11 protein-coding genes and 1 pseudogene are annotated in these 12,157 nt (G+C 71.8%); 5 read left to right on the top strand and 7 right to left on the bottom strand.

The window, feature by feature from the left end:
- Positions 1-20: 20 nt before the first annotated feature.
- From ACLJQZ_RS00695 to ACLJQZ_RS00670, 6 genes and pseudogenes are all read right to left on the bottom strand, one after another.
- A pseudogene (locus tag ACLJQZ_RS00695) lies at positions 21-212 on the bottom strand (tautomerase family protein); the annotation flags it as partial.
- Between the two features lie 36 nt (positions 213-248).
- Positions 249-1,274, bottom strand: coding sequence for a GNAT family N-acetyltransferase (locus ACLJQZ_RS00690; protein WP_410617981.1), 1,026 nt, complete (start codon positions 1,272-1,274; stop codon positions 249-251).
- Positions 1,268-2,311, bottom strand: coding sequence for a GNAT family N-acetyltransferase (locus ACLJQZ_RS00685; RefSeq protein ID WP_410617979.1), 1,044 nt, complete (start codon positions 2,309-2,311; stop codon positions 1,268-1,270). Before ACLJQZ_RS00685 ends, ACLJQZ_RS00690 begins: the two co-directional genes overlap by 7 nt.
- Positions 2,308-3,336, bottom strand: a complete 1,029-nt coding sequence (locus tag ACLJQZ_RS00680) for a hypothetical protein (RefSeq protein WP_410617977.1) — start codon at positions 3,334-3,336, stop codon at positions 2,308-2,310. The genes ACLJQZ_RS00685 and ACLJQZ_RS00680 overlap by 4 nt, the downstream gene beginning before the upstream one ends.
- A 26-nt stretch (positions 3,337-3,362) precedes the next feature.
- Positions 3,363-4,403, bottom strand: coding sequence for a GNAT family N-acetyltransferase (locus tag ACLJQZ_RS00675; RefSeq protein ID WP_410617976.1), 1,041 nt, complete (start codon positions 4,401-4,403; stop codon positions 3,363-3,365).
- Positions 4,400-5,125, bottom strand: coding sequence for a hypothetical protein (locus tag ACLJQZ_RS00670; protein ID WP_410618570.1), 726 nt, complete (start codon positions 5,123-5,125; stop codon positions 4,400-4,402). Before ACLJQZ_RS00670 ends, ACLJQZ_RS00675 begins: the two co-directional genes overlap by 4 nt.
- 323 nt (positions 5,126-5,448) lie before the next feature.
- Between ACLJQZ_RS00670 and ACLJQZ_RS00665 the strand changes: the two genes are divergently transcribed.
- Genes ACLJQZ_RS00665 through ACLJQZ_RS00645 form a run of 5 tightly spaced genes read left to right on the top strand, consistent with a single transcriptional unit; the run spans position 5,449 to position 11,505 of the window.
- Positions 5,449-6,459: a glycosyltransferase family 2 protein gene (locus ACLJQZ_RS00665; protein ID WP_410617975.1), complete on the top strand. Its 1,011-nt coding sequence runs from the start codon at positions 5,449-5,451 to the stop codon at positions 6,457-6,459.
- Positions 6,456-7,697, top strand: coding sequence for an ATP-grasp domain-containing protein (locus tag ACLJQZ_RS00660; protein ID WP_410617974.1), 1,242 nt, complete (start codon positions 6,456-6,458; stop codon positions 7,695-7,697). Before ACLJQZ_RS00665 ends, ACLJQZ_RS00660 begins: the two co-directional genes overlap by 4 nt.
- A complete protein-coding gene (locus ACLJQZ_RS00655) occupies positions 7,694-8,953 on the top strand; it encodes a hypothetical protein (protein ID WP_410617973.1) in 1,260 nt (419 codons plus the stop codon). The genes ACLJQZ_RS00660 and ACLJQZ_RS00655 overlap by 4 nt, the downstream gene beginning before the upstream one ends.
- A gap of 12 nt (positions 8,954-8,965) precedes the next feature.
- The gene (locus tag ACLJQZ_RS00650; protein WP_410617972.1) at positions 8,966-10,783 is read left to right on the top strand and encodes a carbamoyltransferase; all 1,818 of its coding nucleotides are present in this window, start codon (positions 8,966-8,968) and stop codon (positions 10,781-10,783) included.
- The gene (locus ACLJQZ_RS00645; protein WP_410617971.1) at positions 10,780-11,505 is read left to right on the top strand and encodes a hypothetical protein; all 726 of its coding nucleotides are present in this window, start codon (positions 10,780-10,782) and stop codon (positions 11,503-11,505) included. Before ACLJQZ_RS00650 ends, ACLJQZ_RS00645 begins: the two co-directional genes overlap by 4 nt.
- Here the strand turns inward: ACLJQZ_RS00645 and ACLJQZ_RS00640 are convergent.
- Positions 11,471-12,097 carry a TIGR03085 family metal-binding protein gene (locus ACLJQZ_RS00640; RefSeq protein WP_410617969.1) on the bottom strand — a complete coding sequence of 209 codons (627 nt, stop codon included), beginning with the start codon at positions 12,095-12,097 and terminating at the stop codon, positions 11,471-11,473. The genes ACLJQZ_RS00645 and ACLJQZ_RS00640 overlap by 35 nt on opposite strands.
- Between the last annotated feature and the right edge of the window lie 60 nt (positions 12,098-12,157).

Genomic DNA, 12,157 nt, shown 5'->3' with positions numbered 1-12,157 from the left:
GAAGGTGCCCTTCACGGCTTTCAGCGTTCCGAATGCAGGACGCCGCCCGTCGACCAGTGGTCCGCGCCGACCTCGATGAGCGTCACCTGGACGCCCTCGGGCTTGCCGCCGCAGGTGCGGACGAACGCGTCGGTCAGCTCCCGGACCAGGGCGCTCTTCTGGGCGGGCGTGCGGCCGGGGAACATCGAGACACTGATCATCGGCATGGCGGGGCTCTCCTGAAGCGCGGCGGGTGAGACGCCGCGAAGCTAGCAAACCGGGACGGCCGCCGCGTACTGCGGGACGAGCCGCGCCCCGAGCGTCGCCTTCATCTCGGTCATCTTCTTGCCGAACACCACCGACGACCGCCCGTGCGCGATCGCCCAGCTCACCGCCTCGCCGTAGAAGTGGAAGTACAGGTTGGGCCGCCCGCCCGCCTCGGGCCCGAGCGCGCCCCAGTGCCGCGCGATCGGGCGGTCCGGGTGGTCGAGCAAGGTGGCCACGGCGAGCAGCCGCCCGGTGCCGGTGTCGCGGTACTCGATCACCGTGACGTCGGGCTGGCGCAGCAGCTCCGTCAGGTAGCCGGTGAAGTGCGGCAGCGGCACGATCGGGACGTCGTGGTGCTTGCGTTCGTTGTGCCGCAACACTTCCGCGATGGCGACCGGGTCGGCTTCCTTGCCCGGCACGCACCGCACCTCGACGCTCGGGTCGGCGTCGAAGGTGCGGAAGATCTTGCGCAGGTTCTGCTTGCGCTTGCGGGCCAGCGAGTGCATCCAGTCGTCGCGGGAGCCGAACGCGCTGACGTCGAGCACGGCGATGTCCTCGGTCCGCCGCACCAGCCGGAACCGGCCGCCGACGGCGTCGAGCCCGGCCTCGCCGACCTGCCGGACCAGCATCCCGCGGAACCCGCGGCCGAGTTCGGCGCGGATCGCCGGGACGTACGTCTCGAGCAGCCGCGTCACGCCGCCGTCGTCGCCCGGATCCGCGAACCACCAGCCGGGCTGCGAACTCGCGCCGGGCCCGCGGACGTCGAGGCCGCCGAGCCGGCCGCGGCGCGCGGTCGCGGAGCCGAACCGGTTGCGACGGGTCCGGCCGGTGACCCAGGCGGCGCAGACGACGCCGCGGGGTTCGTCGCCGTCGCGGAGCACGGTGACCGGCTGCGGGGTCCGCGCGGCCCACGCCTGGGTCCTGAGCACCTCCCAGCTCCAGTCGGCCCGGAGCCCGGCGCGCTCGCGCAACGCCGTCCAGTACGCCGGTTCCGCGTCGTGGCGCGGGTCGAGCACGTCGGTCACCATCGGATCACCGGCCTCGGCACGACGGCCCCGGCCATCGGGGCCGGGGAGAACCCCAGCGACGTCTTGAGGTCGGTGACCCCGCGGCCCAGGGACAGGAACTTCCGGCGGTGCTCGATCATGTGCCCCACCCCGCGCGCGACGACGTCGAAGTAGAGGTGCTTGGGCCGGCCCTCGGCGGGTGGCAGGGCGGCCCAGTGCTGGTGCAGCGGCATCACCGGGTGATCGAGCAGGTCGGTGAAGGCGAGCAGCCGGCCGTCGGCGTCGTGGTAGGTCGTCGTGACGACGTCCGGGCGCCGGATCAGCTCGTCCAGGTACTCGCCGGTGACCGGGCCGCGCTGGTCGAACTTCACCGGGCCCTTGGCCGCGCGGTGCGCGTGCAGCATCGCGGCCAGCTCGGTGCCGTCGAGGTCGTCGCGGGCGGTGCCGGCGCGGACGGTCAGCCCGGGGTCGGCGGCGATCTTGCGGATCTGGCCGCGCAGGCTCGACCGGCGGTTGCGGCTGAGCGTCGCGAGCCAGCCGTCGAGGTCGGTGAACGTGTTCTCCAGCACCAGCGTCGGCTGGATCTCGCGGACGAGCCGGCCCCGGCCGGACACCAGCCCGGTGGCGTCCGGCGCGACCGCGCGGTAGACCACGCCGAGGCAGCCCGGCCCGGCGAACCGGCAGACCGCCCGCTCGAACCGGCGCAGGATCTCGCGCCGGCCGGCCGGGTCGACGTCTTCGGCGAACAGCCACGCCGGATAGCTGCTCAGCCAGGCGTGCTGGACCTCCAGCCAGCGCGGCCCCCACCGGGCGGCCCCGCCGACCGGGCCCGGGTGGGTCGCGGAACCCGGGCGGCACAGCATGGCGAGGACGGCGGCGACGATCGCGCCGCCGTCGGTGACCACGGTCAGCAGGTACGGGCTGCGCGAGTGCCGCGACTCCGTGCACAGCAGGCTGTAGTCCCAGGTCAACGGCGCCTGCTGGGCGTGCAGGAACGCGGCCCAGCCGGCGGGCTCGGGATCGGTGCGCGGGTCGAGCACCCGGACGGCGAAGGTCATCGGCCCAGCACCGGACGCGGCACGGCGACCGACCACAACGAGCGCGTGCCGAAGCCGAGCGCGGTCTTTTCGTCGAGCATCGCCCGGCCCGCGGTCAGTTCGGGCCGGCCTTCGGCGATCATGTGCGCCACGCAACGGGCGTAACAGTCGACATAGAGCCCCTTCCGGCCGCCGGCCGCGCTCGGCCGCGCCGCCCAGTGGTGCACCGCGCAACCCGCGGGATGGTCGATCATGGTGGCGAAGCCGAGCAGGCGACCTGCTTCATCGCGGTAGGTCCGGGTCAGGACGTCCGAACGGCGGACCAGCGTGTCGAGGTAACCGGGCGCGACCGGGCTGCGGGTGTCCATGTGCAGCCCGCCGATCCGCGACCGCTGCCCGCCCGCCCACGCGCGTTCGTCCTGCCGGGCGCGGTGGGCGTTGAGCAGCACGGCCAGCTCGTGCGGGTCGACGTCGGTGCGGCCGAACGCCGCTTCGGTGTCGACGTCCTGGTGGAGGTACCGCCGGACTTCGGGAGCCAGCCCGCGCTCCCATTCGTCCACTGTGGAATAGGTGTTGCGCAGCACGGCGGCCGGGTCGATCTCGCGGGCCGCGCGGCCCCGGCCCGCCAGCGCGGGCACCAGTTCCGGGTTCATCGCCCGGTAGATCACGCCGAGCAGCCCGGACCCGACGTACTCCCGCAGCGCGCGTTCGAACGCCCCGACGGCGGCCCGCTCGTCGACGCCCTCGTCGAAGACGCACGCGGGGTAGCCGCTCAGCAGCGGGAGGTAGACCTCGGCCCAGCGCGGCCGCAGCCGGCCGCCCGAAAGCGGCCCGAACTCCCGGGACCGCCAGCCCCGGCACACCATCACCGACAGCGCGCCGACGACCCGCTCACCTTCGCGGACGACGGCGAGCACCGGTGGGTTCTTCGCCAACCACGCCTCGCGGCGCAGTAGTTCGTAGTCCCACACGGGCGGCAGGCACCGGGCGCGGAACGCCGCCCAGCCGTCGGGTTGCGGGTCGACGCGGGGGTCGACGACGTCCACTTGCGACACTCTGGTCACCGTCGCGGTCATCGGCCCAGCACCGGCCTCGGCACCGCCGCGGCGAAGAGCGCGCGCGGCCGGAACCCCAATTCCTGTTTCAGTTCGACCATGCCCCGGCCCGCCGAAAGTTCTTTCGCCCCGCGCCGCGCCATGAATCGGACAGCACGGACATACGCGTCGAAATACAAACCCGCGCCCCGGCCGCGCTCGTCCAGCGGCAAGGCCGCCCAGTGCTGCAGGCTGGGGCTGTCCGGGTGGTCGAGCATGGTGTTCACGGCCAGCAGCCGGCCGTCGGCGTCGCGGTAGGTCAGCGTGTGGACGTCCGGGCGCCGGACGTAGCGGTGCAGGAACCCGGCCGACGGCATCGTGCGCGTGTCCAGCGGGAGCTTCCCGTACCGCTCGCGGTGCACCTTGATCAGCGACGCGACCTCGACGCCGTCGACGTCGTCCCGGCCGGGGCCGCCGCGCACCACCAGCGCCGGATCCTCGGCGATCCGCCGGCCGCGGCGCCGCAGGCTCGACCGGCGGCCGGACGGGAGCGTCGCGAGCCAGTCGTCTTCGGTGGTGAAGCGGTTTTCCAGCACGGTCGTCGGGTCGGTCGGCTTGACCAGCCGGGCCCGGCCGCCGACGCCGGCGGCGAACTCCTCGCCGATCGCGCGGTAGACCACACCCAGCAGCCCGGGGCCCAGGTGCCGCCGCAGCTGCCGTTCGAACTCGCGCACCAGCGGCTGCCGGGCGGCGGCCGGGAGCGCCGGCGCGAACACGATGCCCGGGAAGCCGCTCAGCCACGGCTGGTAGACCTCGGCCCAGCACGGGCGCGGCGAACGACGTCCCGGCGCGGGCGCGAACCGCGAGGACCACGGCAGGCGGCAGACCAGAACCGACATCCCGGCGACGACTTCGTCCCCCTCGACGGCGGCGGCCACCAGCTGCGGGTTGCGTGCGCCCCAGGCCTCGAGACCCATCAAGCCGTAGTCCCACACCGGGTGCAGCCGTGCGGTCCGGGAGAAGTCCGCCCAGCCCGCGGGCGCCGGGTCCGTGCGGGGATCGTGGAACACGAACCTCATGCGACGACGACCGGGGTGCCGTGGCGCGGGCAGGACTCGATCCGGCCGGGCACCCCGCCGGCCGGGATGACGTCCACGAACCGCGGGGACTCCTGGCGCAGCAAGGTGAAGGCGAGCCCGCCGGCCGTCGGCCGGGCGTGGACGTGCGGCCAGTCGAGGTGCCACCGGCCGCAGCCGGCCAGTGCGCCGAGGTAGCCGAGCGCCGGGTCGTGCAGCACGCCGTACGGGCCGGCGTCCAGCGAGTCGAGTTCACGGTGCGGCACCGCTTCGACACGGTGCGCGCTGTTTTCGGGCAGTGCGGCGGTGAACGTCGTGATCGCCTTGTCGTCGCCGACGGCGAGCACGCGGTGACCGCGCGCCAGCACCGCCGTCAGCTCGCGGAGCACGGACGCGCTCGGCGCGTCGGGATCGGCGACGCAGCCACGAACGTCTTTCGGCAGGTCGGAAGGCGGGCGGAGATCGTCTTGTCCCAAAAGGACGATCAAGCTACCGGGTGTGGGCCGCCGAGCCGTCCGCAGCACCCGGCCGAGGCCGCGCGAAGGGTCGGTCCGCTGCGCGCCCCCGGCGAGCGGGACCAGGTCTACGAGCTTGTGCACGGCTTCCGCGAGCGGCGCCGCGCCGCCGTTCGTCCCGGTGCGACCCGGTACCAGCACTGGATCTTCACGGCCGTCGAGCGCCCAGCGCTCGCGGTAGAACGGCACCGTGGCGAACGCCGAGCGCACCGCCCGCGCGTAGGCAGCACGCCACACAACACCAGCCCCCGGACTCCACATGGCCGGGGAGTCTGCGCCATCGCGGGCCGTAGTGGAAGGACTTCGTCCGCAGGACACCCCGAATGCCGGATGGGTTAATACTTTGGTCTGGGTCTGAACGGAGGAATTCGCAGTAAAGCTGTCCCCAAACGGCGATCGGTCTGCTTATAACTCCGCAACGCCGCGCATCGACAAGCGGTCTGAGCAGATCCAACTGGGGTATTCATGAACACCATTCGCACTGTCGGTGATCGGACGGACACGAATCCGGCATCACCTGCCCGGCGTTGCAGATGACCAGGGCATTCCCTGGTCCGGCGACATGCGGACTCACCGTAGTCATTCCGTGCTTCAACGAAGTCGACAACGTCGGACCGTCCTATCGGGAAATAACCAACGAGCTGTCCGACTATTCACTCGAACTGTTTTACATCGATGACGGGAGCACCGACGGAACGCTCGGCGAGATCCGCACACTCGCCGCGGCCGACCCCCGGGTGCGGTATGTGTCCTTCAGTCGCAATTTCGGTTTCGAAGCCGCTTTCTCGGCCGGCTACCGGTACGCGTCCCAACCCTGGGTGCTGCACATCGACGCCGACCAGCAGTTCCCCGCCGCCGAGTCGCACAAGCTCATCGCGGCGGCCGAACAGGGGTACGACGCGGTCTTCGGCGTCCGCACGAACCGGCAGGACCCGCGGCTGCGGCGCTGGGGCACCGCCGCGTTCCACTTCATCGGCGCCCGCCTGCTGCGCATCGAGATCCCGCCGGGCGCCACGGCGTTCCGGCTGGTCCGGGCCGAGCTGGCACGGAAGATCGTGGACCTGCGGCTCGGCACGCCGTACTTCCTGGCCACGGTCCCGCGGCTGACGAGCCGCTACACCTGTGTCCAGGTGGCGCACCGGGCCCGCGAGCGCGGCGAGTCCAAAGTGGGCATGAGCTTCCTGTCGTCGCACGCCATCGAGCTGTTCGTCGGGTTCACCCGACGGCTGACCACCGCGGCCTCGGCGACCGCGTTGTTCGCCGCCGGCTTCGGGGTGCTGGCCGCCGCGGCGGCGGCGTCCGGCCTGCTCGGCGCGAGTGCCACGGCCGTGACGCTCTTCATGCTGCTCACCGTGCTGCTGCTGGTGCTTTCGCTGACCGTGCGCTACCTCGTCGTGGTCGGCGCGGGGCAGCCGAAGCCGCGGCAGTTCTACATCCGGGAGGCGAACGTCGTGGTCGACGTCGAGGACCGGCTCTTCACGACCGAGGACCCCGAGGGGCCCCGGCGGATCGATGTGCAACTGGGGAAAGGCATTTCAGCGTGACAAGTTCCGAGAGAGGCTCCGCGAGAACCCTGGTGATCCTGGGCGGCGCGGACGGTGCGGTCAGCACCTACGAACGGGCCCGCGAGCTGGGCTTCCGCACGATCTGCGTCGACGTCCGGCCCGGCGCGCCGGGGGTCGCGTTCGCGGACGAGTTCCTGCAGGTCAGCGTGCGGGCGCCGGAGCAGATCGCGGCCGCGCTCGACGGCCGGCCCGACATCGCCGGGGTGCTCTGCCCGGCGAGCGACGTCGGCCTGCCGACGCTCGCGTGGCTCACCCGGCACTGGGGCCTGCCGGATCCCCTGCCCGAGTACGCGGTCCAGGCGTCGACGGACAAGTCCGTCTTCCGTGCGCTCTGTGACCACTTGGGACTCCCGGGTTACCGCAGTGTCGCCGGCCGCCCGGGCCCGGAGCTGGTCAACGCCGCCCAGCAGCTGCGGTTCCCGACGCTGGTCAAACCGGTCGACTCGTCCGGCAGCCGCGGGGTCGTCTCCTGCTCCGGCCCCGGCCGGCTGACCAGGGCGTTCACCGAGTCGCTCGCGTTCTCGCCGTCCGGCCGCCTGGTCGTCGAGGAGCACCTCGACGGCACGCACTACACGATCGAAGCACTGGTCGTGGACGGCCGGATCGTCTTCCACGCCGTCACCGAACGCACGCTCACGCCGCCGCCGTTCTTCGTGACGTCGTCGCACCTGCTGCCCGGCGAACTGCCCGCGGACGCCGAGCTGCGGCTGATCGAGGCGCTCGACCTGATCTGCGCCGAGCTCGGCTACCGGACCGGGCCGCTCACGCTGGACGCCGTCCTGGGCCGCGACGGGCAGCTCTACCTCATCGAGATGGGCGCGCGGATGGGCGGAAACGGCCTCGCGGAAGCGATCCAGCACTGTTACGGCGCCGACCTGATCGCCGCCGGGATCGCGGCGGCCACCGGTGACGCGGTGGAGCTGGACCTGCACGCGGCGAAGCCGACGCTGGTGCACATCCTCGCGTCCGACCGCGGTGGTCATCTGTCCCGGGTGGACGGTGTCGAGGACGTCTGCGCGATGCCCGGCGTGGTCGGGCTGCACCTGTTCGCCGACGAAGGGTCCTACGTCAAGCCGTACGAGCAGGCCGGCTACAAGCTGGGCTACGTCGTGCTCACCGCCCGGTCCGTGCCCGAGGTGCTCGCCGCGGAGAACGAGGTGCGCGGCACGCTGAAGTTCCTGCTCCACGAGCAGGACATGGCGGTACCCCTGCCGTGACGGGGTTGTCCCCCGCCGCCCCGCCGGTCGTGGCCCCGCCACGGCCGGCGGTGGTGCTGCGCCTGCTCGCCGGCCGCGGGGTGTTCCGGTTGTCGGTCCAGCTGATGGGGCTGGTCCTGCTCACCGCGTGGGGCGCGCACGACTACGGGCGCTTCACGAACGCGCTCGGCCTGATGACGTGGCTCAACTTCGTGCCGGCCGCGGCGGAGAAGTCCGCGCTCAAGGCGTTGCCCCGGCTGCGCCTGACCCGGGACGCGGTCGCCGCGCTCGCGGTCCGGATCGCCGCCGTGCCGGTGCTGGTGGTGCTGGCCGCCATGGTCGTCGCGCTCGTCGTCGCGCCGAAATCGGACGCGGCGCTGTACCTGACGGCGGCCGCGTGGTCGATCGCCGGCGGGCTGCTGATGACCGTGTCCGGTCTGCACCGGCTGCGCGACAAGTCCACTTTGGACGCGCTCGCGTTCGCCGCGGGCTCGGTCGTCGTCGGGATCGTCACGTGCGTGACCTGGGCGGTGCGGTGGTCCCCCGAGACGCACCTCGCGCTGCTGCTCGCCGGGCTCGTCGTGATCCTCGGCGCTTCGGTGGCCCTGCTGCCGAGGCCGTGGCTGCGCGGCGGCGGCGTGCCCGGGCACCGGCTCCTGCCGGCGTACGGGCGCAGCACGGTCCTGCTCGGCCTGACCGAACTGCTCGACGTGATCTCGACGTCGGTCGTGTTCGGCGTGCTGGCGCTGTCCGGGCGGACGACCGACAGCGGCCCGTTCTACCTGGCGCTGCTGGTGTCGAGCGCGTTCTGCTCGCTGCTGTTCTACCAGCTGAAACTGCACCAGCCGACGGCGTCACGGCGGATGCGCGGCACGGGCGCGGTGGCCGGCCGGGCCCGCGCGTCGGAGCTGCTGAAGCTGGTCGAACGGGCCGGGATCGGCTTCGCCGTGCTGCTCGGGGCGGGTCTCGCCGTGCCGTCGACGCGCGCGTTGCTCATGACCGAGGACAGCTACGTCGTGCTCGGGCTGCTCGTGCTCGTCGAGACGGCGCTGTACGCGACCGGGCTCTACGCGAGCTTCCTCATCGAAAACACCAACAGCAAGGTGCTGACCCTGACCTCGGGCACCGCCGTAGTAGCGCTCGCCGCCCTCAGTGTGGGAGCCGCGCTGCTCGTGCCCCCGCTCGGGCCGGTCGGCGGGTTCGCCGCCCTCGTCCTCGCGCTCGCGGTCAAGGCGGCCGTCCTGCGGCGCCTGCTCCACCGCCGTCACTCGTTCTGAACTGGGAGAATCATGTACGTACTGGGCATCAGCAGGGTCCACGACTCGGCGGCGGCACTCGTGCGCGACGGCGAGATCATCGCCTTCGCCGAGGAGGAACGCTTCACCCGCAAGAAGCACGACGGCGGTTTCCCCGCCGAGGCCATCAAGTTCTGCCTGGAGCGCGCCGGGATCACGCTGGCCGACGTCGACCACGTCGCCTACTACTGGCAGCGCTGGAAGGAAGGCATCCACGCGGCCAAGGTGTTCGCGCGCTACTTCCCCGGCACGCTGGACGTCTTCCGCAACGCAGGCGGCGACGAAGGCGGCCGCTCGTCGGGCATGGTCGACACCTTCAAGACCGGCGGCGGGTCGGGCCACGACGACTACCACGTCGGCGGCGCGGTCCTGGCCCACATCAAGCGGTCCTACACGCTGGAGCAGGACGTCAAGGACGCCACCGGGTGGACCGGCCCGACGAAGTTCAAGACGCACCTCGTCGACCACCACCGCGCGCACGCGGCCAGCGGCTACTTCATCTCGCCGTGGGACGAGTCGGCCGTGCTCACCTTCGACGGCATCGGCAGCGACGGCACGGCGACCTACCTCGCGCACGGCCGCGGCAACAAGATCGTCGACCTGCGGCGCATCAAGTTCCCGCACTCGCTCGGCGCGATGTACGCCGGCGTCACCGGTTACCTCGGCTTCTACCCGACCCGCGACGAGGGCAAGATCATGGGCCTCGCGCCGCTGGGCGAGGACACCTACGTCGACGCGTTCAAGCAGCTCATCCACCTCGACGACGACGGCGGCTTCGAGCTGGACCTGAGCTGGTTCGCCCACCACCGCACCGGCAAGCACGTGATGGCCGAGAAGTTCTCCCGCACCTTCGGCCCCGCTCGGCCGAAAACTCGGGTCACGGCCGCGAATCCCGTTCCCCAGCACTACTGCGACATCGCGTACGCCCTGCAGGTGACGCTGGAGGAAGCCGGCCTGCACCTGGCCCGGTGGCTCCAGCGCGAGACCGGCTCGAAGCGGCTGTGCGTCGCCGGCGGCGTCGCGCTCAACAGCGTCATGAACGGCCGGATCCTGCTGGAGACGCCGTTCGAGGACTTCTTCGCCCAGCCCGCGGCGGCCGACGACGGCTGCGCGCTCGGCGCGGCGCTGGAGGTCTCGGTCGGCAAGTACGGCAAGCCGCGCCCGCGCGACGGTTACACCTACACCGGCCCGGACTACACCGAGGCCGAGATGGAGGTGGCGCTGCAGGACGCCGGCGTCGAGTACACCCACGTCGACGACATCGCCGCGCACACCGCCGCGAAGATCGCCGACGGCCGGATCGTCGGCTGGGTGCAGGGCCGGATGGAGTGCGGGCCGCGGGCGCTGGGCAACCGCTCGCTCGTCGCCGACCCGCGCGACCCGGAGTCGAAGACCCGGATGAACGAGAAGGTCAAGCACCGCGAGGCGTTCCGGCCGTTCGCGCCGTCGTGCCTGGCCGAGCGCGCGGGCGAGTACTTCGTCAGCGACTACCCGTCGCCGGTGATGCTGCTGGTGTTCGACGTCCTGCCCGACAAGCGCGCCGAGGTCCCGGCGATCACGCACGTCGACGGGACCGCGCGGGTGCAGACGGTCAGCGAGGCGGACAATCCGCTGTACTACCGGATGATCAGCGAGTTCGAAAAACTGACCGGCGTGCCGATGGTCGTCAACACGTCGTTCAACGACAACAACGAGCCGATCGTGGCGAGCCCGGCCGACGCCATCGCCTGCTACCTGAAGACCGACGTCGACGCGCTGGCCCTCGGCCCGTTCTGGGTCGAGAAGCCGCGGCTGGAGGAAGACACCGAATGACGATCTCCGCACCCGCCCCGGTCACCCCTGATCAGGGGTGGGTCGGCGCGTTGTACCGGCGACGGCGGTGGCTGTGGCTGGTGGCCGCCGTCCCGGCCGTGGTCACGACGCTGCTGATCATGGTGATCCTGCCGCCGGACCAGACGCTGGACAACGTCGGCGACTGGGCGTTCAAGCTGTGCCCGTTCCTGTTCGCGGTGCTCACGGTCTCGCTGTTCCCGCGCACGAAGCTGGGCCCGGCGCTGATCGTGTTCGCGGTATTCGTCTACATGTCCTATTTGGACACCGAACTGGTGATGCGGGTCCAGGCGTTCGCCCGCGACGCGGCTGCGAACGACGACGCGTTCCAGCCCGTCTACCAGTTCGAGCTGTTCGTGACGACGTTCATCGTGCTGTTCGCGCTGCTGGCCTACCGCCTCGGCGGCGGCCGGACGGCGAACGTGCTCAAGGCCGGCGTCGCGTCGATCCTGGTGGTCATCTCGGGCGTCAACGACCTGACGTTCTGGGCGCTCAACGACGTCTGGGCGGCGGGCACGAAGCCGACCGAGCTGAAGTGGGCGTCGCACATGATCGTGTTCCTCGGCGGGCCGCCGAGCGTGCCCGCCGCAGTGGCGTTCATGGCCGTGCACCTGGTGCTGGCCGCGATCGTCGTCGCGTTGCCGGTGGGGCGGTGGGTGAACCGGGCGCTCAGAGTCCCCGCTTCACCGACTGAAGCTTCGTGATCGCGGCCGGGTCGCCCTGGAAGTCCAGGTTCACGGCGTCCCGGCCGAACACGAACAGCAGCAGGTCGACCGGGTCCCCGACCACCGTCACGGGGTCGGGCCCGGTCTTGACCGCGGCCTCGCGGCCGTCGGCGGTCCGGAGGGTGACGCCGACCGGCGACTTGCGGAGGTTGAGCTTCGCGGCGCCCTTCGCCGAGCGCCACGCGGTGGCGTCCCGGGTGGGGTCGGCCGGGCGCGGCTTCCAGTCCGGCTGCGCGCGGCGGACGTCCTCGTGGTGGACGAGGAACTCGGCGCCGTTGGTCAGCTCGTCGAGCGGGCCGATCGCGGTGGGCCAGAACTTCGACGGCCCCTGGCGCACCTGGTCGACGAGGCTCGCCCACGGCTTCGCGGCGTAGCGGTCTTGGACCTTCTTCGTGTACCCGGCGAACGCGGGCACCGCGATGCCCGGCGCGGCGTCGATCCGGTGCTCGCGCACGACGAGGTGCGCGGCGAGATCCCGCGTCGTCCAGCCTTCGCACAAAGTCGGCGCGTCGGGCCCGAGGTCCTCGAAGAGCGAGCTCAACGCCTGGCGTTCGTCAGCAGCGACACCCATGTGTGTGACGCTACTCGCCGGTACCCGGGTCGGCGACGGGAAGAGACCGCGAGCACGTGT

It is taken from the genome of Amycolatopsis sp. cmx-8-4, from assembly GCF_046548675.1.
Lineage (GTDB): Bacteria > Actinomycetota > Actinomycetes > Mycobacteriales > Pseudonocardiaceae > Amycolatopsis.
This window is presented reverse-complemented; position numbering and strand designations above follow the sequence as displayed.